This window comes from Micromonospora pisi (assembly GCF_003633685.1).
GTDB classification, from domain to species: Bacteria; Actinomycetota; Actinomycetes; order Mycobacteriales; family Micromonosporaceae; genus Micromonospora_G; species Micromonospora_G pisi.
Window position 1 is genome coordinate 7,956,905 of sequence record NZ_RBKT01000001.1, and the last position, 23,313, is coordinate 7,980,217.

Genomic DNA, 23,313 nt, shown 5'->3' on the forward strand with positions numbered 1-23,313 from the left:
GATGTCGCTGTCCACGCCGCCGGGGCTGCGCCCCGAGATCTGGGGTCGGGTTCGGGCGGCCCTGGCCGCGAAGATGGTCGCCGAACTCGCCTTCGAGCGGGCGCTGACTCCCACTTCACTCGGCGCCGACCGCTACCGGGTGGCGGTCACACCGGCGATCGGGTACGAGTTCCGGGGCCGGCCGGTGGCGATGGAATCGTGGCGGATCCAGCCCGGCTCTGTCACCCGGCACACGGACGGTACGCCCGAGCCGGCCGATCCGTACCGGCTCCTGCTCGACCTGCACCAGGCGTGGGGGCTGGACCCCGCGGTCACCGCGTTGACCGTCACCGAGCTCGGCGCGACCCTCGCCGCCGACGCGTGGCTGCTCGCCACGGGGCCACCGGTCGCGGAACTGGCCAACCTGTCCCACGTCGAGCTGGAGGGGTACCAGACCGGGCATCCGTGGATTTTCGCGAACAAGGGCCGGGTCGGTTTCGCCGCCTCCGACTGCCCCTATCTGCCGGAGTCGCGGGCGGCGCAGCGGATGCAGTGGATGGCCGTGCACCGCGACCTGGCCAGCTTCCACGGTGGCGACGGCCTGGGCGAGACCGACCTGCGTGAACGGGAGTTGGACGAGCCGGTCCGACAGCGTTTCACCGATCTGCTCACCGACCAGGGGGCGGACCCGGCCGAGTACGTCTGGCTGCCGGTCCACGAGTGGCAGTGGGACGAGGTGGTCGTACCGCTCTTCGCGGCCGAGCTGGCGCAGCACCGGATTCTCCCACTGGTGCCGCCGCCGGACCGGTACCGCGCGCAGCAGTCGATCCGTACGTTCAGCAACGTGTCCCGACCGGACCGGTTCGACGTGAAGCTGCCGCTGTCCATCCTCAACACCATGGTCTACCGGGGCATCCCGACCGAACTGATCCAGGCCGCTCCACAGACCACCGCCTGGGTCCACGGCATCCGGGACCGTGATCCCTTTCTGCGGGACGTGTGCCGGGTCGTCCTTCCCGGTGAGGTGGCGGGGGTGGCGGTCCGGCACCCGGTGTTCGAGGCCCTGCCGCAGGCGCCGTACCGCTACCGGCAACTGCTCGGGGTGATCTGGCGGGAGCCGGTCGCGGAGCGGCTCGACCCCGACGAGCGGGCCCGTACGTTGGCCGCCCTGCTCCACGTCGACCCGGCCGGCGGGGCGTTCGTGGCCGAGCTGGTGCGGCGTTCCGGTCTACCGCCCGGGGAGTGGCTCGCCGCCCTCTTCGCGGCCGTGTTCCCGCCGCTGCTGCACCTGCTCTACCGGTACGGCGTCGCGTTCAACCCGCACGGCGAGAACGCGATCGTGATCTACGACGCGGCCGACGTGCCGGTCCGGTTGGCGGTGAAGGACTTCGTCGACGACCTGAAGCTGCTCGACGAGGACCTGCCCGAGTACGCGGACCTGCCGGCGCGGGCGTTGGGCGTACTGATGCGGTTCGGGGCCGAGGAGCTGTCGGGTTCGATCTTCAAGTCGCTGCTGATGTGTCATTTCCGCTATCTCGGCCCACTCTGCGAGGAGCAGCTCGCCGTGCCGGAGGAGGAGTTCTGGCGGCTGGCACGGGCCGAGGTGTTGGCGTACCAGGCCCGGTTCCCGGAGCTGGCGGAGCGGTTCGCCCGGTTCGACCTGCTGGCGCCCGATTTCCCCCGGGTCTGCCTCAACCGGGAACGGCTTCTGCCCGGTGGTTACCACGACCGGGCCGAGCGCGACGCCTCCTTCCACATCGACGCCCCGCCGGTGGCGAACCCGCTGCACCAGCCGGTGTCGAGTGGGGTGGGTCGATGAGCGGGGCTCCCTTCCCGCTGCCGGTGGAGCGGCTGCGGGCCGAGGTCGCCGCCGGGCGGATCGACAACGTCATCGTCGCCGTACCGGACCTCCAGGGGCGGTTGCAGGGCAGCCGGCTCGACGGTGAGCACTTCTGCGAGCGGGTGCTCGACGACGGCTTCGCCGCCTGCGTCTACCTGCTCGCCGCCGACGTGGAGATGAACACCGGGCCGGGCTACGCCGTCGACCCGTGGGCCGCCGGCTTCGGCGACCTCACCCTCACCCCGGACCTTCGTACGCTGCGCGAACTGCCCTGGGACCCGGGGACGGCACTGGTCATCGCCGACGCGCGGTGGCCCGACGGCCAGCCGGTCGGCTTCGCGCCCCGGCAGGTGCTGCGGACCCAGCTCGACCGGTTGGCCGAGCGGGGCCTGGTCGCGTACGCCGGCACCGAGTTGGAGTTCATCCTGTTCCGGGAGAGCTTCCAGGAGGCGTACGACCGGGACTTCCGTGGCCTGCGGACCGCGACCCGGCACAACGTGGACTACTCGATCGCCGGGGTGACCGAGATCGATCCACTGGTCCGGCGGATCCGACGCGAGATGCGGCAGGCCGGGCTGAGGCCGGAGTCCGCCCGTGGCGAGGTCCACCCGGGACAGTACGAGATCGTCTTCCGGTACGCCGACGCCCTCACCACCTGCGACAACCACGCGCTCTACAAGACCGGAGTACGCCAGATCGTCGCCCAGGAGGGGTTGGCGGTCACCTTCATGGCCAAGTACGACGAGGGCGAGGGGAACTCGTGCCATGTGCACCTGTCCCTGCGTCACGTGGACGGCACCCCGGTCTTCGCCGGTGACGGCACCGGTGACCGGGCCGGCATGTCACCGCTGATGGCACACTTCGTCGCCGGGCAACTCGCCGGCCTGCGGGAACTGACCCTGCTTCAGGCGCCGAACGTCAACTCGTACAAGCGGCTCGCCCCCGGCGCGTTCGCCCCGACGGGGGTGGCCTGGGGGCGGGACAACCGGACCTGCCCGATCCGGGTGGTCGGCGACGGCGAGTCGTTGCGGATCGAGCATCGGGTGGCCGGCGGCGACGCGAACCCGTACACGGTCGTCGCGGCGATCGTGGCGGCCGGACTGTACGGGATCGAGCGGAAGCTGCCGCTGCCGCCGGCCCAGGTCGGTAACGCCTTCGGTGCCGACCTGCCCCGCCTGCCCGGGTCGCTGGCCGAGGCGGTCCAGCTCTGGGAGGGGAGCGCCATCGCCCGGGATGCCTTCGGCGCCGAGGTGGTGACCCACTACGCCGCGGCGGCCCGCGCCGAGTTGGCCGAGTTCGACCGCGCCGTCACCGACTGGGAACGGCGGCGCGGCTTCGAACGCCTCTGAGGCGGCTCAGGGCCGGATGAGGGTCCGGGTGGCCGGCGGATGGGAGAGGAACGCGGGCATGGCGAACTCCCATCCGTACGAACCGGCCATCGGGAAGACGACCAGGTCACCGACGCGTACGGCGCTGACGGTCACGTCCCGGGCGAGGGTGTCCTCGGTGGTGCAGAGTTCGCCGACCACGGTGACCGGTTCGTCGCGTACCCCGGGGCGGGGGTAGGGGTGCGGCCAGTCGGGAACCGGCAGTACGGCGAACCGGTGCGGGATCTGCCACGAGGTCGGCAACTGGAAGTGGTTGATGCCGCCGCGCAGCACCACGAACCAGGTCCCGTACGCCCGCTTCACGTCGACCACCTCGGCGGCGTACCAGCCGGCGTCGGTGACCAGGTAGCGGCCCGGTTCGAGGAGCAGTTGGCAACCCGGTGGCGGGGTGAGTCGGGCGAGCCGGGCGCCGAACTCCTTGACGTCGAACGGTTCCTCGCCGCCGAACGGCACCCCGAGCCCGCCGCCGACGTCGACCACGCGCAGGTCGAGCCCGTGCGCGGCGGCGGTGCGCCGGCTCCACTCCAGGCACCAGGCGACGTACGCGGCGTGGGCGGTGGCGTCGAGGTTGTTCCCCACCACGTGTACGTGGAAGCCGACCACCCGCAGTCGGGGCAGGGTCGCGGCGAGTCGGAGCGCGTCCGGCACCTCCGCCTCGGGAATGCCGAACTGGGTGGCCGCGCCGCCCATGGTCAGGGCGCCGCTGACGGTGACCGTCGCGGGGTTGACCCGCAGGGCCACGTCCACCCGCCGGCCGAGCCGGTCGGCCACCGCGTGGACGCGGTGCAGTTCCAGCACGCTCTCCACGTTGACCAGGGTGACGTCGAGTTCGACGAGATGGCGCAGCAGGCGCTCGGTCTTGGCCGGCCCGGCGGCGACCAGCAATCCGGCTTCGGCGCGGCCGGTCGGGCGGGTGCCGGCGGGTGCGCCGGCCGCGCGGGCGAGCGTCGCCTCGGCGGCGGAGGCGACCTCGAAGCCGTCGACGTGCGGCGCGAGCGCCCGTACCAGGGGTGGGAAGGAGTTGGCCTTCACGGCGTAGCAGATCCGGGCCCAGTCGGGTAGCGCGGCACGCAGTTCGGTGGCCCGCCCGATCGCAACCGTGGGGTCGTACAGGTATCCGGCCACCGGTTCCGTCCCGCCGTCCGTTCGGGACAGCAGGTGCTCACGAATGGTCCCGGGCAGGTCGGAGGTGGCGAGTGCTGGTCGGCCGGCGGCGGACGGGGGCAGGTCCACAAAGGCTCCCTCCTGGCTTGGGTAAGCCCGTCCGGGTCGACGCCCCGCGCTGATCCGTCCGGCCCGGCGGCGAGTGGCGCCGTCAGCGGGCCGCGAGGGGAGGTGTCAACCGCCCAGGTCGGCGAGGATGCGGGCCAGGATGTCCGGGGTACGGCCAGGTGGTTCGGCCTCCACACAGACCCGTTCCATCGCCGCCGCGTAGTGGTCGACGTCGTCCCGCTTGTCCAGGTAGAGCGCGCTGGTGAGCTGTTCGATGTAGACCACGTCGGGCAGGTCCTGGTCGGGGAAGCGCAGGATGCTGAAGGCGCCGCCGGCCGCCGCGTGCCCGCCGCTGGCGAACGGCATCACCTGAAGGCGGACGTTCGGCAGCTTGGTGGCCTCGATCAGGGAGGTGATCTGGTCGTACATCACCTCGGGACCGCCGATGGGCCGGCGCAGTGCCGCTTCGTCCACCACGGCCCAGAGCTGCGGTGGGTCGGGACGGGTGAGCAGTTGCTGACGTGCCATCCGCAGGTTGACCCGGCGTTCGACCTCCTCGCGGGAGGCGCTCCGGTGGCCCAGCAGGACGACCGCTCTGGCGTAGTCCCGGCTCTGCAACAGGCCCGGGACGAACTGCACCTCGTACGTGCGGATCAGCGCTGCGGCGGCTTCCAGGCCGAGATAGGACTGGAACCACTGCGGCAGCACGTCGCCGTAGCGGTGCCACCAGCCGGGCTCGTTGGCGTCCCGGGCGAGTCCGAGCAGCACCTTGCGTTCGTCGTCGTCATGTACGCCGTAGAGGGTGAGCAGATCGGCGACGTCGCGTTCCTTGAAGCCGACCCGGCCCAGTTCCATTCGGCTGATTTTCGATTCGGAGGCGCGAATCTCCCAGCCGGCGGTTTCCCGGGTGACCCCGTTCGCCTCGCGTAGCCGGCGCAGTTGGGCACCGAGCAACATGCGCAGCACAGTGGGACCGGTGGCGGTTTCGCCGTCGGGCCGAGTAGTCGTCACGCACCGACCTCCCGATGCTCCCAGCAGGCCGAGGTGGCCGGCTTTGCTGCCGCGTAAGCATGCCATGACCGCGTGCTGTGCGGGATCAACGGGAGGTCTCGAATTTTCTCGGTGCTCTGGCGGACGCTCGCTGGTCCACCGAACCCGTGCGGCCGCTCAGACGATCAGGTGGTCGAAGTCGCCGTCGCGCGCGCCGAGTATGAAGGCGGTGATTTCGGCGGCCGTGTAAATCAACGCCGGGCCGTCGGGGTCCCTGGAGTTGCGGACCGCGATCCCCGCACCGCCGGGTAGCTCCGCGAGTTCGACGCAGTTTCCACTCGGGTTGCTGCGGCGACTCTTCTTCCACGCGATGGGCGGTAGCTCGGTGGTCGGGATGCCGTTGTATGGCTGATTCATCGGTGTCTCTCTCAACGGCCGGGACGGGCCGGGTTCGGGTCGGGCGGGCGCCGGACCCGGTCCCCGGGCGGGGGTTGCCGGTGTGGGTGCCGCGTCCCCGTCCGGCCGCATTGCATGGTCATCTGCACGTGCATCTGCTCTTGCGTCTGCATCGCACAGCGAGCATGATAGCGCCTGTGTAGGTGTACCCGGTTACTCACGGTTAGTAATTGGACGGCGGGTCGGCCGGTGCCGGATCAGGTGCCGGGTGACCGGCATTTAGGCCGGTAGCCGAGCTGATCGACCCGGTGAGCCGCGCGAAGACAGGAGGCTAGGCAGGGATGCCCGCACCGACCATTGATCCGAATCAGCGCGATCCGCGCGACGTGGTGCCTACTGACAGTTATCGGCCGACGGATCCAGTGTGGATCTTCCGGTCGGGCACCTGGCGCGCCGGTGTCGTCGAGGTCGCCTCGGCGGGCGCCGCGACCGTCACCTACCGGCCCAGTGGCGCCCGGGGAACCGGCGTCGACACGCTGACCGCCCGGTACGTCCTGCCCCGGGCCGACCTCGACCCGCTCGACGCGTTCAGCGGCATGCAGCGCCGCCTCGACGTCGCCCGGCTGCGCTGACCCGTACCGGCAGGTGCAGAGCCCGCTCCCGGTGCGGTCCGCGCAGGACGAACCCCGAGCGGCACAAGCTCGCCGCCTACCCGGACACCACGGGTACGGGCGGGTGCCGGTCCCGAAGTGACTGGATCGGTGCGGTCCCGGCCGATTAGAGTGACGCCCGTGCACCGACGTTTTCCGATCACCCCGCCACCGCGCTCCTGAGCGGGGCAGTGCGCTCTCCGCGTCGAGCCTGTTGAGCTGACGCCGCCCGTACCCGGGCCGGTGCCGTGTGCCCCGCTTCCGCGACCCTTCCCACTTCTGTCGCAGGAGCGCTGATCCATGCTTGTCTCCCGTACGCCTGCGGTGGCTGCCCGCCACCGCAACGGCGTCGACCTTTCCTGTCTTGTCCTGGCCGGTCTGCTCTGGGGGACCGGTGGGCTGCTCGGCAGCCTGCTCGGTCGCCACGCCGGCCTGTCACCGGTGGCGGTGGCCACCTACCGCCTGTTGATCGGCGGCGCGTTACTCGTCGGCGTCCTGCTGCTCTCCGGCCGCCGACTGCCCCGGGGCCGTACGGCCTGGACCCGGATCGTGCTGCTGGGTCTGCTCTTCGCCGTCTACCAGGCGTGCTACTTCGGTGCGGTGGCGCTGACCTCGGTCTCGCTGGCAACACTGATCACCATCGGCACCTCCCCGGTGCTCGTGCTCGGCGCCGACTGGGCGACCAGCCGACAGCGGGCCGGCGCCCGGACGGTCGGCACCGTCGGTCTCGCCGTCACCGGGCTGGTGCTGCTGGTGGGGCTCCCCGCCGGCGGGCATTCGTCGACCGCCGTGCTGGCGAGCACGGCCCTGGCGCTCGTTTCCGCCGCCGGGTTCGCCACCGTCACCCGACTCGGGGCGAAGCCGGTCTCCGGCCTCGCGGCGCAGGCCGCCATCGGGCTCGGATTCGGTGTCGGCGGGCTCATCCTGGCGCCGTTCGCGGTGGCCACGGTCGGGTTGGGATTCCACCCGGACCTGGTCACCGTCGGTCTGCTCGTCGCGCTCGCGACGGCGCCGACGGCGCTGGCGTACACCCTGTACTTCCGGGGGCTGCGCACCATCGGTGCCAGCACGGCGGTGGTACTGGCGCTGCTGGAGCCGTTGACCGGGGCCGTACTGGCGGCGGTCCTCCTGGGTGACCGCCTCGGCGTGGCAGGGGTCGCCGGTGCGGTGCTGCTCGCGGTGGCGGTGGTCCTGGCCGGTGGTGCGTCGAGGCCGTCCGCGTCGGTCTGATCCGGGGCTGCCCGCACCACACGCGACGGTGGGCCGCCGACGTGAGTCGGCGGCCCACCGGATGCGGCTGCCGTCGTGCCGGCGGTGCACCGGCCGGCACGACGGATCAGCCGGCGCCGCAGACGGTCCCGTTGAACCGGAACTCGGCTGGTCGCGGTGTGTTGCCCGAGTGGTTGGCCTGGAAGCCGAAGGTTGCCGTGCCGTTGGTGGCGATCGAGCCGTTCCAGTTGACGTTGCGGGCGGTGACGTTCTGCCCGGACTGGGTCAGTTGGGCGTTCCAGCCGTTGGTGACCTGCTGGCCGCCGGTGAACGCCCAGGTCAGCGTCCACGAGCTGACCGCCGGCCCGCGGTTGGTGATGGTCACGTTCGCGGTGAATCCGGCCGCCCACTGGTTGGTCTGCCAGCCGACGGTGCAGGTGGCCGGCCCGCCGGTCGGCGGTGGCGTCGTCGGCGGTGGCGTGGTGGCGGGCGGCGTGGTCGGGGGAGCGGTGGTCGGCGGCGGTGTGCTGTCGACCGGCGGGAAGCGCAGGATCCGGTCGTCGTCCGCCGCCGGTGTGCCTCGCCCGTCGCGGTTGCTGGTGGTCACCCAGAGCGAGCCGTCGGGGGCGTAGACGACCGTACGCAGCCGGCCGTACGCGCCGGTGAGCTGCGCGACCGGCGTTCCCGCGCCGCCGCTGCCGTTGAGCGGCACCGTCCAGAGCCGGGCACCGCGCAGCGCGGCGACGAAGAGCCGGTTGCCGGCGATGGCCGCGCCGCTGGGGGACGCCTCGGCGGTGGTCCAGGTGACGATCGGATCGCGGAAGCGGGGATCGTTGGCCCGGCCCTCCACGGTCGGCCAGCCGTAGTTGCCGCCGGGCACGATCTGGTTCACCTCGTCCCAGCTGTTCTGTCCGAACTCGCTGGCGTAGAGCCGGCCCTGTGCGTCCCAGGCCAGCCCTTGCACGTTGCGGTGGCCGAGGCTGTAGACCAACGAGCCGGCGGTCGGGTTGTCCGGCGGTGCGCTGCCGTCCGGCCGCATCCGCAGGATCTTGCCGTTACGGCTCTGCGGGTCCTGCGCGCTACCGGTCTGGCCGGCGTCGCCGACCCCGGCGTAGAGCATCCCGTCCGGGCCGAAACCGATCCTCCCGCCGTCGTGCACGGTCGCCCGGGCCAGCCCGGTGAGGATCGGCTGCTGGGTCTGCGGGGCGGTCAGCCGGAACCGGACGATCCGGTTGTCGCTGCTGGAGGTGAAGTACGCGTAGACGTACCCGTCCTGTCCGTAGCTCGGCGAGACCGCGAGTCCGAGCAACCCGGCCTCGCCACCGGCGGCCACCCCGGAGATCTGGGCGACCTGTTGGGGTGGCTGCCCGGGGCGTACCTGGAGCACGCGGGCGCTGTTCCGCTCGGCCACCAGTGCGCTGCCGTCGGGCAGGAACGCCAGTCCCCACGGGGTTTGCAGCCCGGTGGCGACCACCTGAGGGCGGGTGAAGTCGAAGTCTCCGATCGCGCTGGTGCCGACTCCGTCGGTCGTGGACGCGTTGGCGGCGACCAGTCCGGCGACACCGACGCCCAACGCGGTGGCTAATCCGACGACGAGGCGACCTCTCATCTCCCATCCTCCCGATGGTCACGGTGACAACTGTCTATATAGTGACAGTGGTCAATGTAACACGGGATCCGTGGGAGCGCGCCCGGTGTGGGCTGGTGGCTCAGCCCCGGCCGGTCAGGAACGTGTCCAGCCGCCGCCGCCCGGTCCTGCGCAGCACCCGGCGGCCGACCGGGGAGACAGCCAGCAGCCGTCCCTTCAGGCCCAGGGCCTGCGCCGCCCACCGCTTGACGTCGAACTCGTCGCGATGGGTCAGGATCAGGCCGTCGGCGAAGGTGAAGCGCGCGCGTACGTCGTTGCGCACGGTCCGACCGCCGAACGGGTACGTGGCGATCCAGTGCGCGGAACCGTTCTGGTCGTCCGCGACGATCTCCGAGACCTCGACCTCCGCCCGGGCGCGTGAGCTCAGCATCGCCCACATCGCCCGTACCTCACGGGCATCGAGATCCGGGAAGAGCGGGTCGGAGAAACTGGCCCGATCCGAATAGCTGGCACCCATGGTGGCCCCGTCGCCCGCGGCCAGCGCGGCATAGAACCGGGTGATCAGGATGACGTTCTGATGTTCCACGGATACCTCGTCCTCGATACGCGCCGGCCGATCCCGCCGACGTGGGTTCCCGGCCGCCTCGCCGCGCGCGTCGGCCGGTAGGGATGGTGCGGCTCAGCCCGGCGACATCGCCCGGCGGAGCAGGAGAATATCGGCCCGGTCCTTGTCCCGGCGCGGCATCCCCGGAACCCAGACCGGCATCATCTCCTTGATCTCGATCTGGGCGGCGGGCGCGATGATCGGAGCGCGTACGTCCCCGAGCCGGCCCGGAGGCGAGTCGAGCATTCCCTCCGGCCACGGTTCGCCCGCGTACGGCCCGCCCGCCACCACGACCCGTCCGGTCATGTCCCGGGCAAGCAGGGCGACGCCCAGTTCCACGTCGCCCCGGATGAAGGCGCGCTGCTGTTCCGGCGGCGCGGTCCCCGTCGGCCGGAAGCCGACCTCGGCCAGGGCGACGGTCAGCCGCCAACCGTCCGTGGCCCAGCAGAACCAGTCGACGTCGAGGTGCTCCCGGGTCCGCGCCCGAGGAAGAAGTCCATCGCCCAGCCGCCACGGAGCCAGACCTCGATCCGCGCCCGCTCGGCCAGCGCCACCACCTCGGCGATCGCCTCCAGCTGACGTACGGCGAGGTCGTGCTGGTCCGGGTCCCGAGTCGACATCCGGCGTCCTTCCCTCGATCGCCGGACCCGGGGCGACTCAGTCGTCGCTGGTCAACGTGAACAGCCATCGTGCCGGGTCGGCCGGTCGGCGTCGGTGCGGCCGGAACTGTGTCCGACCTAGGCCCTGCGCGGCGTCGCCGAACGAGAACTCGTACGACTCGATCTTATCCGCCGTCGCCGCCAGCCGGAGCGTGCCGAGGAAGGGCTCGATCCACTGGCTCCGTCCCTTCCCCCAGATCATCATGGCCCGGATCTCGAGCGCGACCGGCGAGGTGACCGTCACGGTGTCGGGCAACAGGCCGTCCACGTAGCGGTGGCGGGTCCAGCCCGGGTGGTCGCGGAGCAGGCCGTTGAGAAACCATTCCAGTTGGGCGCAGACCCGTTGCACCCGTTCCTCGCCGACGGCCGAATCACGCTCGGTCATGCCGAGATACGCCCGCACCCCGACCGCCAGTTCCGCGCGGAGATCGTCGAGCGCGTCATCGGATTCACCCATGTCGGCACCACCGCGACGAACAGGCATTCAGGCCAGGCGCATTCATGGGGTTCAGTCTGGCCCAGATCGCGAACTATTTCCGCCCGGCGGACCGACGGCACCCCGCGAACGGCACGAAACCGGCGGAGCATCCGTTGATCATGAAGTTGGCGCGTGGTTGGGGGCCCGGATGACGCGCCAACTTCATGATCGACGAAGGGAACGACCGGCCACCGGTCGGACGCCCGTGGGTCAGATGCTCGGCAGCCCGACGTAGTTCTCGGCCAGGCTGGTCGCGTACGACCGGGAGCTGGCGACGTACCGCAGGGTGGAGAGCTGCAACTGCTGCTCGTACGGGTCGTGGCTGTCCAGCCGGTGCAGCATCGAGGTCATCCACCAGGAGAAGTGCTGCGCCCGCCAAACCCGACGCAGGGCGGTACGGGAATAGTCCCGGAGCAGGCCGTCGCGCCCGTACGCGTACCAGTCGGCGAACGCCTCGCCGAGCAGTGCCACGTCGGCGAGCGCCAGGTTCATCCCCTTGGCGCCGGTCGGTGGCACGATGTGCACCGCGTCCCCGGCGAGGAAGAGCCGCTGCCACTGCATCGGCTCGACCACCAGGCTCCGCATCGGGGTGATGCTCTTCTCCAGGATCGGTCCGGTGTTCACCGTCCAACCCGGCACCGTCTCCAGTCGCCTACGCAGCTCCGACCAGATCCGCTCGTCGGGCCACTCCTCCAGCTTCTCCGCCGGGTCGACCTGGAGGTAGAGCCGGGAGATCTCCGGCGAGCGGAGGCTGTACAGGGCGAACCCGCGCTCGTGGCGGGCGTAGACCAGTTCGTCCACAGCCGGTGCGGCGGCGGCGAGCACACCCAGCCAGGCGAACGGGTAGCTGCGTTCGTAGCTGGTGAGTACGCCGTCGGGGACCGCGCCCCGACTGACCCCGTGCGACCCGTCGCAGCCGACGACGAAGTCGCAGTGCAGCTCCACCTCCCGACCGTGGTGGCGGAACCGGACCAGCGGCGACTCCGAGTCGAGCCCGTGCAGATTGACGTCGTCGACCTCGAACAGGATCTCGCCACCGGCGGCCAGCCGTGCGGCGACGAGGTCCTTCACCACCTCCTGCTGCCCGTACACGGTGATCGCCCGACCGGTCAGCTCGGTCATCGGCACCCGGTACGCCTCACCGCCGAAGCGCAGTTCGATGCCCTCGTGCCGGGCCCCCTCGCGGGCGAGCCGTTCACCGAGCCCGGCCTCGCGCAGCAGGTCGACCGAACCCTGTTCCAGCACCCCGGCCCGGACCCGCCGTTCGACGTGGTCCCGGCTGCGGCACTCGACCACCACCGACGCGATGCCGCGCAGGTGCAGCAGGTGCGACAACATCAGTCCGGCGGGTCCCGCCCCTACGATCCCGACCTGGGTACGCATCGGTCCTCCTCTCCACGGCCGGGCCGGGGTGCTCAGAACGGGTAGCTCGTGACGGTGCCCTGGAGCGTGACCCACTGGGTCTCGGTGAACGCGTCCACGTTCGCGGCGGCTCCACCGAAGCGGGCGCCGGTGCCGGAGGAGCCGACCCCGCCGAACGGGACGACGGCCTCGTCGCCGACCGTCTGGTCGTTGATGTGCACGATCCCGCTGGGGATCCGTTCGGCGAGGTCGAGCGCCTTCATCACGTCCCGGCTGAGGATGCCGAGCGAGAGCCCGTACTCGGTGTCGGTGGCGAGCGCCACGGCCTGGTCCAGGTCGGCGAAGCTGATCACCGGTGCGACCGGCCCGAAGACCTCCTCGCGGAACGCAGGTGTCGAGGGGCGGACCCCGGCGAGCACCGTCGGCCGGTAGAACAGCCCCTCATACGTCCCGCCGGCGGCGAGCGTCGCTCCGTCCTGGACGCTCGCCGTTACCAGGGCGTGCACTCTGTCCCGCTGCCGCTCGTCGATGATCGGTCCGAGGGCCACCTGTTCCCGGGCCGGGTCACCGACCGGGAGCCGGTTGGCGTGCTCGGCCAGTTCGGCGACGTACCGTTCGGCCACGCTCTCGTGCACCAGGTGCCGCCCCGTGGTCATGCAGATCTGTCCCTGGTGCAGGAACGAGCCCCAGGCGCCGGCCGAGACCGCGAGGTCCAGGTCGGCGTCGTCGAGCACGATCAGCGCCGAGTTCCCACCGAGTTCGAGATGGGCCCGCTTGAGGTGGCGGGCTGCCAGCTGGCCGACGGCGCGACCGGCCGTGGTCGAGCCGGTGAAGCTCACCACGCGTACGTGCGGGTCGGCCACGAGCGACTCGCCGGTCGCCGCCCCACCGGGCAGTACATGCAGCAGACCGTCGGGGAGCCCGGCCTCCTCGAAGACCCGGGCGATGGCGACCCCGCCGCTGACCGCCGTACGCGGGTCGGGCTTGAGTACCACCGCGTTGCCGAGCGCCAGCGCCGGTGCGACCGAGCGGATGGCCAGGATCAGTGGGAAGTTGAACGGTGCGATGACGCCGACCACGCCGGCCGGCACCCGACGGGCCAGGCTCATCCGAGGCGACGTGGACGGGATGATCTCGCCGAGCGGACGGGACGGGAGAGCGGCCGCCTCGTAGCACTCCTGCGCCGCGACGTGCGTTTCGAGTGCGGCCTTCGGTCCGATGGCGCCCGATTCGCGGACCACCCAGTCGCCGATCTCGGTGGCGTGTTCCTCCCATAGCTGGCCGGCGCGGCGCAGCACGCTTGCCCGTTCCTCGAAGCTGGTCGTGGCCCAGGCGCGCTGAGCGGCGGCGGCGCGGGCGCAGGCGCGGGTGATGTCGTCCGGTCCGGCGACGCCGGTGCGACCGATCTCGGCGCCGGTGGCCGGCTCCAGGACGGCGGCGTCGCCGCCGTCGGCCTTGACCCAGCCGTCGCTGAAGATCTTGCCGTGCCAGGTGGTGGTGGGGTCGAGCAGAGTCACCGGATCCTCCTCTTCGAAGGGTGGCGGGGTGGCGGCGGGTGCCGCCGGGGGACGGGTTCGCGAGGACGGACCGGGTCAGGGCCCGCCCGCGGGTTCAGGGTTGGAAGCGGGGTTCGTCCTTCGCCCGCTGGATCTGCCCGAACACGTGCGCGCGCAACTCGGCGAAGCGGCTCGACGAGCGGGTGCCGAGCTGGTCGCGTTCGGCCGGCAGGTCGATCCGTACGTCGTCGAGGACCACGGTCGGCGAACTGGAGAGCACCAGGACCCGCTGGCCGAGGTAGACCGCCTCGTCGATGTCGTGGGTGACGAACAGAATGGTCACCCCGAGTCGCTGCCACAGCGACCGGACCAGGTCCTCCAGATCGGCCCGGGTCTGCGCGTCCACCGCCGCGAACGGCTCGTCCATCAGCAGGATGTGCGGCTCGTACGCGACCGCGCGGGCGATCGCCACCCGCTGCTGCATGCCGCCGGAGAGCTGCCACGGGTGGGCCTGGTGCACGTCGGCGAGTCCGACCGCGGCGAGCGCGGAGTCGACCAGTTCGCGGCGCCGGGCCCGGGGCAGCCCCTTCTGTTTCAGGGGCAGTTCGACGTTGCCCCGTACGGTCATCCACGGGAAGAGACTGCGACCGTACTCCTGGAAGACGACGGCCATGCCTGGCGGCGGCCCGGCCACCGGGGTTCCTTCCAGCACCACCTGCCCGCCGGTCGGGGCGAGCAGCCCGGCGATGCAGCGCAGCAGCGTGGTCTTGCCGGCGCCGGACGGCCCGACGACGCAGACCAGTTCGCCCCGGTCGACCGCGAAGGTCAGGTCCCGGACCGCCTCGACCGACCGGCCCCGACCGTCGTAGACCTTGCGTACGCCGCGTACGTCGAGCAGCACGTCGGACCCGGTACGCGCCTGGCTCATGGTGCTCATTGACTCCCGCCTCGCTGGGCCTGACGCAGCCCGAAGTACCAGTGGAGGACCCGCCGCTCGAAGACCCGCATGCCGAGCGCGAGCAGGAACCCGAGCAGGCCGAGCAGCAGGATGCCGGTCCACATCTCGGTGACCGCGAACGACCGCTGGAACTGGATGATGGTGAAGCCGAGTCCGTTGCTGGCGGCGAACATCTCGCTGATGACCATCAGGATGATGCCGATCGAGAGCCCTTGCCGCATGCCGGTGACGATCTGCGGGCTGGCCGAGCGGATCACCAGGTGCCACAGCCGCGCCGGCCCGGTGATGCCGTAGCAGCGGGACGTCTCGGCGAGCACCTCGTCGACCGCGCGTACGCCCTCGACCGTGTTGAGCAGGATCGGCCAGAGGCAGCCGGAGACGACGACCAGCACCTTCATCGAGTCGCCGATGCCGGCGAAGAGCATCAGCACCGGAACCAGCACCGGTGGCGGGATCGCCCGGAGGAACTCCAGTACCGGTTCGCAGAACGCCCGGACCGGTCGCGACGACCCGATCACCACGCCGAGTCCGACGCCGAGCAGGACGGCCAGTCCGAACCCGGCGAGCAGCCGGACCAGGCTGGGCAGTACGTCGTCGGCGAGCCGGCTGGTCCGCAACCAGACGTCGTCGAAGGTGCTGAGGATCTCCGACAGCGGCGGCAGGTAGTAGCTCTCGCTGTCGGCGGAGCCGACCCACCAGAGTACGAACAGGACGATCGGCAGTAGCAGCGCGGCGATTGCACCTCGTGCCATCCGCAGCGTCACGCTCACGCGGCCACCTCGCTCCGGATCGAGGGGTGCCAGGCGAGCACCCAGCGTTCCACCAGCCGGGCCAGCGTGTTGACCGCCACTCCGAGCAGTCCGGTGACGACGACCAGGGCGTACATCTCGGCGACGGCGCCGCCGGACTGTGCCGTACCGATGGCGTTGCCCAGGCCGGGCGCGCCGATGATGAGTTCCGCCGTGATCGCCAGGATCAGGGCCACCGCGGCGGCGAGCCGGATCCCGGTGAGCAGGTACGGCAGCGCGGTGGGCCAGGTGACGTACCGGATCCGGGCCAGCCGGCCGAGCCCGAACGTACGGGCGGTGTCCCGGGCCACGGGGTCGACGTCCTGGACGCCGTAGAGCACCTGGATCAGCACCTGCCAGAACGAGGCGTAGACGACGAGCAGCAGCACCGAGCGCAGGTCGGTGCCGAAGAGCAGGACGGCGAGCGGGATGAGCGCCACCGACGGGATCGGGCGGAGGAACTCGACGGTGGAGGCGGTGAACTCACGCAGCACCCCGATCGTGCCGATGGTGAAGCCGAGGACGACCCCGAGCGCCACCGCGATGGCGAGGCCGAGGAACCAGCCTCGGACGGTGTCCCCGGCGGCGACCCAGAAGGTCGGTTCGCCGAGTAGTCGGCCCAGTTCGCCGGCGATCTCGCTGGCCGGCGGGAGGTATTCCGGGGAGACCAGGCCGATCCGGGGGACCGTCTCCAGCACGGCCAGGAACGAGGTGAAGCCGAGTACGCCGAGCAGCGTGTTGCCGGCGATCAGCCGGCGCAGCAGCGGGGGGCGGACCTTCGCGCCGGTGGCGACGGCTGGCGGTGCGACCGGTGGGGCTGCGGTCACGGCAGCACGGCTACGGCGAGCAGCAGGGTGGCGGCGATGGGGCTGGCGATGAGACGGCGCATGAGTTACTCCTGCGTCCGGTGGTCGGTGTGGACCGAGGGGAAGGGCCTCGACCGGAAGCCCTCGCGGGGTGTTCGCAAGCTCTGATCGTGTTCGCAAGCCGAACGGCTGTTCTCATATTGAAACTTGGCATGTGGTCCGGCTCACGTCAACGGGTGCCGGCAACATTTCCGCAACGGCCACAGAGGCTCGTCGCGACCGCTCCCGGCGCTCGTTGACGGATCGCGCCCGAGGCGGCTACGTTCGTTATGAGGACGGAAGTCCGCATGCCGAACAGCTGGCGGTGGTCCCGCGACGGGGAGGCGGAAGGCCGATGGCAAGGATCGTCTCGCTCGCGGACGGGATCGCGGAGCTGGTGAGCGACGGTGACGTGGTGGCCCTGGAGGGGTTCACCCATCTCATTCCGTTCGCCGCCGGACACGAGATCATCCGTCAGGGCCGACGCGATCTGACCCTGGTCCGGATGACCCCGGACGTCATCTACGACCAGCTGATCGGCATGGGCTGCGCCAGCCACCTGGTTTTCTCCTGGGGCGGCAACCCCGGCGTCGGCTCCCTGCACCGGTTCCGCGACGCGGTGCAGAACTCCTGGCCGACCCGGCTCGAACTGGAGGAACACAGCCACGCCGGAATGGCCAACCGGTACGTCGCCGGTGCGTCCGGCCTGCCGTTCGCCGTACTGCGCGGCTACACCGGCACCGACCTGCCCCGACACACCCCGAACATCAAGGCGATCAGCTGCCCGTTCACCGGGGAACTGCTGACCGCGGTGCCGGCCCTGCGGCCGGACGTGACCGTGGTGCACGCCCAGCGGGCCGACCGCGCCGGCAACGTCCAGCTCTGGGGCATCACCGGGGTCCAGAAGGAGGCGGTGCTCGCCGCGCACCGGTCCCTGGTCACCGTCGAGGAGGTGGTCGACCGGCTGGAGCCCGTACCGGGTCAGGTCATCCTCCCCTCCTGGGTGGTGACCGCGGTGGCCGAGGTGCCCGGCGGTTCCCACCCCTCGTACGCCCAGGGCTACTCGGTCCGGGACAACGACTTCTACGTCGGCTGGGACGAGATCAGTCGGGACCGGGACACCTTCCGCCAGTGGATGGAGCGACACGTGCTGGAAGTGGGGGAACTCGAATGAGTCCAGGGCCGGGCACCGAGGACCGTCCGGAGTGGACAGCTGACGAGATGATGACCGTGGCCGCGTCCCGGCAGTTGCGCGACGGCACCGCCTGCTTCGTCGGCATCGGTCTGCCGAGCACGGCGGCCAACCTGGCCCGCGCCACCCACGCACCCAACCTGGTGCTCATCTACGAGTCCGGCTGCCTCGGTGCCAAGCCCGACCGGCTGCCACTCTCGATCGGCGACGGCATCCTCGCCGACACCGCCGAATCGGTCGTCTCCGTCCCCGAGGTCTTCAACTACTGGCTCCAACCCGGCCGGATCGACGTCGGTTTCCTCGGTGCGGCCCAGCTCGACCGCCTGGGCAACCTGAACACCACCGTCATCGGCGGCAGCTACGAGGACCCCAAGGTGCGACTACCCGGGGCCGGCGGTGCCCCCGAGATCGCCGCCTCCTGCCGCGAGGTGGTGGTCGTGGTCCGGCAGACCCCGCGTACGTTTGTCGACACGGTCGACTTCGTCACCTCCGTCGGCTACGGCAGGGGACCCGGCGACCGGGAACGGCTCGGGCTGCGCGGCGGCGGTCCCCGCCTGGTCATCACCGACCTCGGCGTGCTGGAGCCCGACCCGGACAGCCTCGAGTTGACCCTGACCCGGCTGCACCCCGGCGCCACCGTCGCGCAGGCGCGCGCCGCCACCGGCTGGCCGCTGGCGGTCTCCGACGACCTCGTCACCAGCGATCCACCGACCGACGTCGAACTCACCGCGCTGCGCGCCCTCACCGCCACCCTCGGCGCTAGGGCATGACCGACGGCGGCTTCTCCGCTGGCCGCGATCCGTATCGGCGTCGGCCGAAGACTGGCCGTCGTCCATGAAGCCTGTTAGGAGGTTCCGATGACCAACTTCACGGAACGCGGCCCGACCGGGCTGCTGCTGCCGCGCTACCGCCCGGACGGCGACCGGACCCACCCGCCGCTGCTCAGTCCGGAGTACGGCTCGACCGTGCTGCGGGCCCCGAGCCGGCCCCTGGCGCTGCTCCCGCAGCGGCTGACCGAGATCACCGGGCCGCTGCTCGGCGCGGACCGGCTCGGACCGCTCGACCACGACCTGACCCGCCAGCACGAGGACGAACCCCTCGGCCAGCGGATCATCGTGCACGGCCAGGTACGCGACGGTGACGGCCGTCCGGTGCCGGGCACACTGGTCGAGGTCTGGCAGCCGAACGCGGCCGGCCGCTACCGGCACGCGGTCGACAACTGGCCGGCCCCGTTGGACCCGAACTTCACCGGGGTCGGGCGGACCCTCACCGACGCCGACGGGCGTTACCGGTTCGTCACCGTGCAGCCGGGCGCCTACCCGTGGCGCAACCACCTCAATGCCTGGCGACCGGCACACATCCACTTCTCGCTCTTCGGCCGGGCCTTCACCCAGCGCCTGGTCACCCAGATGTACTTCCCGGGCGACCCGCTCTTCTTCCAGGACCCGATCTTCAACTCGATCCCCGACCCGGCCGCCCGGCAGCGGTTGGTCTCCCGCTACGACCACAGTGTCTCCGAACCGGAGTGGGCCCTGGGGTACGAGTTCGACCTGGTCCTGCGCGGCCGGGAGAGCACACCCTTCGAGGACGGGGACGACGACGATGACTGACCACTGGCCCGGGTCCACACCGTCGCAGACCGTCGGGCCGTACCTGCACCTCGGACTCCTCTGGCCGGACGGGCCGGATGTCGTACCGCCCGGCACACCCGGGGAGATCTGGCTGCGCGGCCAGATCTTCGATGGTGCCGGTGCCCCGGTGGTCGACGCGCTGGTGGAGAGTTGGCAGGCCGATCCGGACGGGCGCTTCGACCACCCGGACGATCCTCGGGGTGCCGTTCGTCCGACCGTCGCCGGCTTCCGTGGCTTCGGCCGCAGCGCCACCGACGCCACCGGCGCGTACGCGATCCGCACGGTCAAGCCGGGCCCGCTGCCCGGCCCGGACGGCGTCACCGAGGCCCCGCACCTGGACCTGTCGGTCTTCGCCCGTGGACTGCTGCACCGCCTGGTCACCCGGCTCTACTTCCCGGACGAGCCGGCGGCGAACGCGACCGACCCGGTGCTCGCCGGCCTCGATCCGGCCCGCCGCCCGACCCTGGTCGCCCGGCCCGCCCCGGACGGGTTCCGTTTCGACATCCATCTGCAGGGCGAGCATGAGACTGTCTTCTTCGCCGTCTGAGCACCAGCCGTCTGAGCACCAGCCGGACGATGTGCCGGACCGGTCCGGACCAGGATCGCCGGGAACGGGCCGGCTGTTCGGCGGCTTGTTCGGCGCCGCCTCGGTCGACGCCGAACTCACCGACCGGGCGTTGTTGCAGGCTTTGCTCGACGTGGAACGCGCCCTGGTCGAGGCGGCGGCCGAGGAGGGCGTGGTGCCGGCCTCCGCGGCCGAGGCGATCGGGCGGGCGTGTGACGCGCGGCGGTACGACCCGGCCGCGCTCGGTCGGGCCGCCGAGGCCGCCGGCAACCCCGTCATCCCGCTGGTCAACGCGCTCACCGCCGCCGTACCGGCCGACGCCCGTCCGTGGGTGCACATCGGCGCGACCAGCCAGGACGTGCTCGACACCGCGCTCGTGCTGGTGGTCGTCCGGGCCGAAGCGGTGCTGCGGCGGGACCTCGACGCGGCGGCGGACGCCGCTGCCCGGCTCGCCGAGGCGCACCGCGACACCGTGATGGTCGCGCGTACGCTCGGCCAGCAGGCGTCACCGACCACCTTCGGCCTCAAGGCGGCAGGTTGGCTGGCCATCCTGCTCGACGCCGGTGCCCGGTTGACCACCGCCAGACGCGGTCTGCCGGTGCAGCTCGGTGGCGCGGCCGGCACCCTGGCCGTGTTCGGCCCGGTCGGCCCGGCGGTCGCCGACGGGATGGCCGACCGGCTCGGCCTCGCCACGACCCGGCTGCCCTGGCACACCCGACGTCAGCCGCTGCTCGACCTGAGTGCCGCGCTCGGCGCGCTGCTGACCGGCACCGGCAAGATCGCGTTGGACGTGGGGCTGCTCGCCCAGTCCGAGGTGGCCGAGGTCGCCGAGGGTGGCGGGCCGGGCCGGGGCGGCTCGTCGGCGATGCCGCACAAACGGAACCCGGTCGACTCGATCCTGGTCACCGCGGCCGCCCGGCGCGGCCCGCACCTGGTCGCCACGATGTTCTCCGCCGCAGTTCAGGAGCACGAACGGGCGGCCGGCGGCTGGCACGCCGAATGGGAGCCGCTGCTCGACCTGGTCCGCCTCGCCGGTGGTGCCGTCGGTCGGACCCGAAGGATGCTCGACGGTCTGCTGGTCCGGCCGGATCGGATGCGGGCCAACCTCGCCGCGACCGGTGGGCTGGTGCTCGCCGAGGCGGTCGCCGCCCGTCTCGCGGGCGGGCTCGGTCGAGGTGCCGCGCACGAGGCGGTGGCCCGCGCCGCCGACGCGGCCAGACGCGCGGGCAGTTGGTTGACCTTCCGGGATGCGCTGCTCGCCAATCCGGGCGTCGCCGCCCAGTTGACCGAGGAGGAACTCGACCGGGCGCTCGACCCGCACCGGTGGCTCGGCTCCGCCGGGGTCTTCGTAGACCGTGCCCTGGCCTGGCACCACGAGTGGCGCACGGACGCCGGACCGGACCATGCTCGCCCGGCCGACGAGGTCGGCGCGGCCGACGACCAACCGAGGGAGGTTATGTGATGACCACTCGACTGCACGCCACCGTCGACGGCCCGGACGGGGCGCCGGTGCTCGTGCTCGGCAGTTCACTGGGGACCACCGGGCAGTTGTGGCGCCCGCAGCTCGGCGCGCTGACCGAGCGGTTCCGGGTAATCCGTTACGACCACGCCGGACACGGCGGTTCGGCGCCGCCGTCGGCGCCGTACACGATCGCCGGTCTCGGGGCCGACCTGCTCGCCCTTCTCGACGACCTCGGCCTGCGGCGGGTGTCGTACGCGGGGCTCTCGCTCGGCGGCATGCTCGGCATGTGGCTGGCCGCGTACGCGCCGGAGCGGGTCGAGCGGTTGGCACTGCTCTGCACCTCGGCGCTGCTCGGCCCACCCGAGGGCTGGCGCGAGCGGGCCGGCACGGTGCGCCGGGACGGCACCGGGGCGATCGCCGACGCGGTGGTCGGCCGCTGGTTCACCCCGGCCTTCGCCGCGACCCGTCCCGAGGTGGTCTCCACCTACCGGGCGATGCTGACCACGACCCCGGCGGAGGGTTACGCCGCCTGCTGCGAGGCGATCGGGGCGATGGACCTGCGCCCGGACCTGTCCAGGATCGTGGCGCCGACGCTGGTCGTCGCCGGGGCGGACGACCCGGCGACCCCGGTGCCGCACGCCGAGGTGATCGCCGGTCTGATTCCCGGCGCCCGGCTCCGGCTGGTGGAGTCGGCGGCACACCTGGCCAACGTCGAGCAACCGGAGACGGTGACCCGGCTGCTGCTGGACCACCTGGCGCCGGACGGAGGTGGCGATGGACGACCGTGAGCGGTACGCCGCCGGCATGGCGGTACGCCGGGCGGTGCTCGGCGACGCGCATGTGGACCGGGCGGTCGCCGGCACCGACGAGTTCACCGAGGACTTCCAGGATCTGATCACCCGGTACGCGTGGGGAGAGATCTGGACCCGACCGGGACTGGACCGGCGTACCCGTAGCTGCGTCACGCTCGCGGTGCTGGCGACGTTGCACCACGACGAGGAGTTGGCCATGCACGTGCGAGCCGCGTTGCGCAACGGACTGACACGCGAGGAGATCCTCGAGGTGCTGCTCCAGGTCGGCGTCTACGCTGGCGTACCAGCGGCGAACCGGGCGTTCAAGGTCGCACAGCGGACTCTGCAGCAGGAGGATGGGTGACCGAGGCGACCGACACCGCGTCGCGCAGTCCGGAGTTCGTCCAGTCACTGGAACGCGGGCTCGCGGTGATCCGCGCCTTCGACGCGGTCCACCCGCAGCTCACCCTCAGCGAGGTGGCCAGGGCGACCGGCCTGACCCGGGCCGCCGCCCGCCGCTTCCTGCTGACCCTGGTCGAGCTCGGCTACATGCGTACGGACGGGCGGCTCTTCTCGCTGCGTCCCCGGATCCTGGAGCTCGGCTATGCGTACCTGTCCAGCCTGAGCCTGCCGGAGGTGGCCCAGCCGCACATGGAGGCCCTGGTCGGGCAGGTGCACGAGTCCTGCTCGATGTCGGTGCTCGACGGCGACGAGGTGGTCTACGTGGCCAGGGTGCCGACCAAGCGGATCATGGCGGTGGCGATCAGCGTGGGAACCCGGTTCCCGGCGTACGCCACCTCGATGGGACGGGTGCTGCTCGCCGGCCAGTCGGCACAGTGGCTCACCGGCTACCTCGACACGGCGCAGTTGCGCCCGCTGACCCGCCGTACGATCACCGACCCGGTCAAGCTGCGTGCCGCGCTGACCCGGATCGCCAGCCAGGGATTCGCCCTGGTCGACCAGGAACTGGAAGAGGGGCTCCGGTCGCTCGCCGCGCCGATCCACGCCGAGGACGGTTCGGTGATCGCGGCGCTGAACGTGTCGGCGCACGCCAGCCGGGGCAGCTCCGAGGTGATCCGCAAGGAACTGCTACCGCCGCTGCTCGCCACCGCCCGGCGGATCGAGGAGGACCTGCGTGGCGGCGGCCAACCGGCCAGGTAGTGCGGCACCAGCCGTGGCGTCGCCCCGACCCGGGGGACAGGTCGACCGGTGATCGGCGGGCCGGTCGGG

Annotated in this window: 25 protein-coding genes; 12 read left to right on the top strand and 13 right to left on the bottom strand. The window is 71.7% G+C overall.

All coding sequences use genetic code 11. The features are described 5' to 3' along the window. Position 1: 1 nt before the first annotated feature. The gene (locus BDK92_RS34075; protein WP_121160434.1) at positions 2-1,798 is read left to right on the top strand and encodes an IucA/IucC family protein; all 1,797 of its coding nucleotides are present in this window, start codon (positions 2-4) and stop codon (positions 1,796-1,798) included. Continuing rightward, the gene (locus BDK92_RS34080; protein ID WP_121160435.1) at positions 1,795-3,168 is read left to right on the top strand and encodes a glutamine synthetase family protein; all 1,374 of its coding nucleotides are present in this window, start codon (positions 1,795-1,797) and stop codon (positions 3,166-3,168) included. Before BDK92_RS34075 ends, BDK92_RS34080 begins: the two co-directional genes overlap by 4 nt. Before the next feature lie 6 nt (positions 3,169-3,174). Here the strand turns inward: BDK92_RS34080 and BDK92_RS34085 are convergent, their stop codons facing one another. The 3 genes from BDK92_RS34085 to BDK92_RS34095 all read right to left on the bottom strand — a co-directional run bounded on the left by BDK92_RS34085 (position 3,175) and on the right by BDK92_RS34095 (position 5,826). Next, positions 3,175-4,440: an alanine racemase gene (locus BDK92_RS34085; RefSeq protein WP_246017406.1), complete on the bottom strand. Its 1,266-nt coding sequence runs from the start codon at positions 4,438-4,440 to the stop codon at positions 3,175-3,177. A 105-nt stretch (positions 4,441-4,545) separates the two neighbouring features. Continuing rightward, entirely contained in the window at positions 4,546-5,376 is an 831-nt protein-coding gene (locus BDK92_RS34090) for a helix-turn-helix domain-containing protein (RefSeq protein WP_121160436.1), read from the bottom strand. 210 nt (positions 5,377-5,586) lie between these two features. Next, entirely contained in the window at positions 5,587-5,826 is a 240-nt protein-coding gene (locus BDK92_RS34095; RefSeq protein ID WP_121160437.1) for a DUF397 domain-containing protein, read from the bottom strand. A gap of 320 nt (positions 5,827-6,146) precedes the next feature. On the opposite strand from BDK92_RS34095, the gene BDK92_RS34100 reads away from it, so the two are divergent. Further along, on the top strand, positions 6,147-6,437 hold the full coding sequence (locus tag BDK92_RS34100; RefSeq protein WP_121160438.1) for a hypothetical protein: 291 nt from the start codon (positions 6,147-6,149) through the stop codon (positions 6,435-6,437). A 318-nt stretch (positions 6,438-6,755) separates the two neighbouring features. Further along, positions 6,756-7,685, top strand: coding sequence for a DMT family transporter (locus tag BDK92_RS34105; protein ID WP_121160439.1), 930 nt, complete (start codon positions 6,756-6,758; stop codon positions 7,683-7,685). Between the two features lie 106 nt (positions 7,686-7,791). Here BDK92_RS34105 and BDK92_RS34110 read toward each other — a convergent pair whose 3' ends face one another. The 10 genes from BDK92_RS34110 to BDK92_RS34150 all read right to left on the bottom strand — a co-directional run bounded on the left by BDK92_RS34110 (position 7,792) and on the right by BDK92_RS34150 (position 16,424). Further along, positions 7,792-9,273, bottom strand: a complete 1,482-nt coding sequence (locus tag BDK92_RS34110; RefSeq protein ID WP_121160440.1) for a PQQ-dependent sugar dehydrogenase — start codon at positions 9,271-9,273, stop codon at positions 7,792-7,794. Between the two features lie 100 nt (positions 9,274-9,373). Next, entirely contained in the window at positions 9,374-9,838 is a 465-nt protein-coding gene (locus BDK92_RS34115; protein ID WP_211349475.1) for a nuclear transport factor 2 family protein, read from the bottom strand. 93 nt (positions 9,839-9,931) lie between these two features. After that, on the bottom strand, positions 9,932-10,195 hold the full coding sequence (locus BDK92_RS40625; RefSeq protein ID WP_246017407.1) for a hypothetical protein: 264 nt from the start codon (positions 10,193-10,195) through the stop codon (positions 9,932-9,934). Positions 10,196-10,275: 80 nt separating this feature from the next. Further along, entirely contained in the window at positions 10,276-10,476 is a 201-nt protein-coding gene (locus BDK92_RS40630; RefSeq protein WP_246017408.1) for a nucleotidyltransferase domain-containing protein, read from the bottom strand. A gap of 37 nt (positions 10,477-10,513) precedes the next feature. Then, complete coding sequence (locus BDK92_RS34125) at positions 10,514-10,972, bottom strand: hypothetical protein (protein WP_121160441.1); 459 nt, start codon at positions 10,970-10,972, stop codon at positions 10,514-10,516. A 231-nt stretch (positions 10,973-11,203) separates the two neighbouring features. Then, positions 11,204-12,376 (bottom strand): 4-hydroxybenzoate 3-monooxygenase, encoded by a 1,173-nt coding sequence (locus tag BDK92_RS34130; protein WP_121160442.1) that lies wholly within the window; start codon positions 12,374-12,376, stop codon positions 11,204-11,206. Between the two features lie 32 nt (positions 12,377-12,408). Further along, on the bottom strand, positions 12,409-13,872 hold the full coding sequence (locus tag BDK92_RS34135) for a benzaldehyde dehydrogenase (protein ID WP_121160443.1): 1,464 nt from the start codon (positions 13,870-13,872) through the stop codon (positions 12,409-12,411). A gap of 94 nt (positions 13,873-13,966) precedes the next feature. After that, entirely contained in the window at positions 13,967-14,788 is an 822-nt protein-coding gene (locus tag BDK92_RS34140; RefSeq protein ID WP_246017409.1) for an ABC transporter ATP-binding protein, read from the bottom strand. Continuing rightward, positions 14,785-15,579 carry an ABC transporter permease gene (locus BDK92_RS34145; protein WP_246017410.1) on the bottom strand — a complete coding sequence of 265 codons (795 nt, stop codon included), beginning with the start codon at positions 15,577-15,579 and terminating at the stop codon, positions 14,785-14,787. The genes BDK92_RS34140 and BDK92_RS34145 overlap by 4 nt, the downstream gene beginning before the upstream one ends. After that, positions 15,576-16,424, bottom strand: coding sequence for an ABC transporter permease (locus tag BDK92_RS34150; protein WP_246017411.1), 849 nt, complete (start codon positions 16,422-16,424; stop codon positions 15,576-15,578). The genes BDK92_RS34145 and BDK92_RS34150 overlap by 4 nt, the downstream gene beginning before the upstream one ends. A 373-nt stretch (positions 16,425-16,797) precedes the next feature. On the opposite strand from BDK92_RS34150, the gene BDK92_RS34155 reads away from it, so the two are divergent. From BDK92_RS34155 to BDK92_RS34190, 8 genes are all read left to right on the top strand, one after another. Further along, complete coding sequence (locus tag BDK92_RS34155) at positions 16,798-17,616, top strand: CoA transferase subunit A (protein WP_121160444.1); 819 nt, start codon at positions 16,798-16,800, stop codon at positions 17,614-17,616. Then, the gene (locus BDK92_RS34160) at positions 17,613-18,404 is read left to right on the top strand and encodes a CoA-transferase subunit beta (protein ID WP_121160445.1); all 792 of its coding nucleotides are present in this window, start codon (positions 17,613-17,615) and stop codon (positions 18,402-18,404) included. The genes BDK92_RS34155 and BDK92_RS34160 overlap by 4 nt, the downstream gene beginning before the upstream one ends. Before the next feature lie 87 nt (positions 18,405-18,491). Further along, positions 18,492-19,244 carry a protocatechuate 3,4-dioxygenase subunit beta gene (gene pcaH / locus BDK92_RS34165; protein WP_121160446.1) on the top strand — a complete coding sequence of 251 codons (753 nt, stop codon included), beginning with the start codon at positions 18,492-18,494 and terminating at the stop codon, positions 19,242-19,244. Continuing rightward, a complete protein-coding gene (pcaG, locus tag BDK92_RS34170; RefSeq protein WP_121160447.1) occupies positions 19,237-19,812 on the top strand; it encodes a protocatechuate 3,4-dioxygenase subunit alpha in 576 nt (191 codons plus the stop codon). Before pcaH ends, pcaG begins: the two co-directional genes overlap by 8 nt. Next, complete coding sequence (gene pcaB, locus BDK92_RS34175) at positions 19,787-21,292, top strand: 3-carboxy-cis,cis-muconate cycloisomerase (RefSeq protein WP_121160448.1); 1,506 nt, start codon at positions 19,787-19,789, stop codon at positions 21,290-21,292. Before pcaG ends, pcaB begins: the two co-directional genes overlap by 26 nt. Next, on the top strand, positions 21,292-22,080 hold the full coding sequence (gene pcaD, locus BDK92_RS34180; protein WP_121160449.1) for a 3-oxoadipate enol-lactonase: 789 nt from the start codon (positions 21,292-21,294) through the stop codon (positions 22,078-22,080). Before pcaB ends, pcaD begins: the two co-directional genes overlap by 1 nt. Continuing rightward, complete coding sequence (gene pcaC / locus BDK92_RS34185) at positions 22,067-22,447, top strand: 4-carboxymuconolactone decarboxylase (RefSeq protein WP_121162838.1); 381 nt, start codon at positions 22,067-22,069, stop codon at positions 22,445-22,447. The genes pcaD and pcaC overlap by 14 nt, the downstream gene beginning before the upstream one ends. Next, positions 22,444-23,244, top strand: coding sequence for an IclR family transcriptional regulator domain-containing protein (locus tag BDK92_RS34190; protein ID WP_121160450.1), 801 nt, complete (start codon positions 22,444-22,446; stop codon positions 23,242-23,244). Before pcaC ends, BDK92_RS34190 begins: the two co-directional genes overlap by 4 nt. The last annotated feature ends 69 nt before the right edge of the window (positions 23,245-23,313 follow it).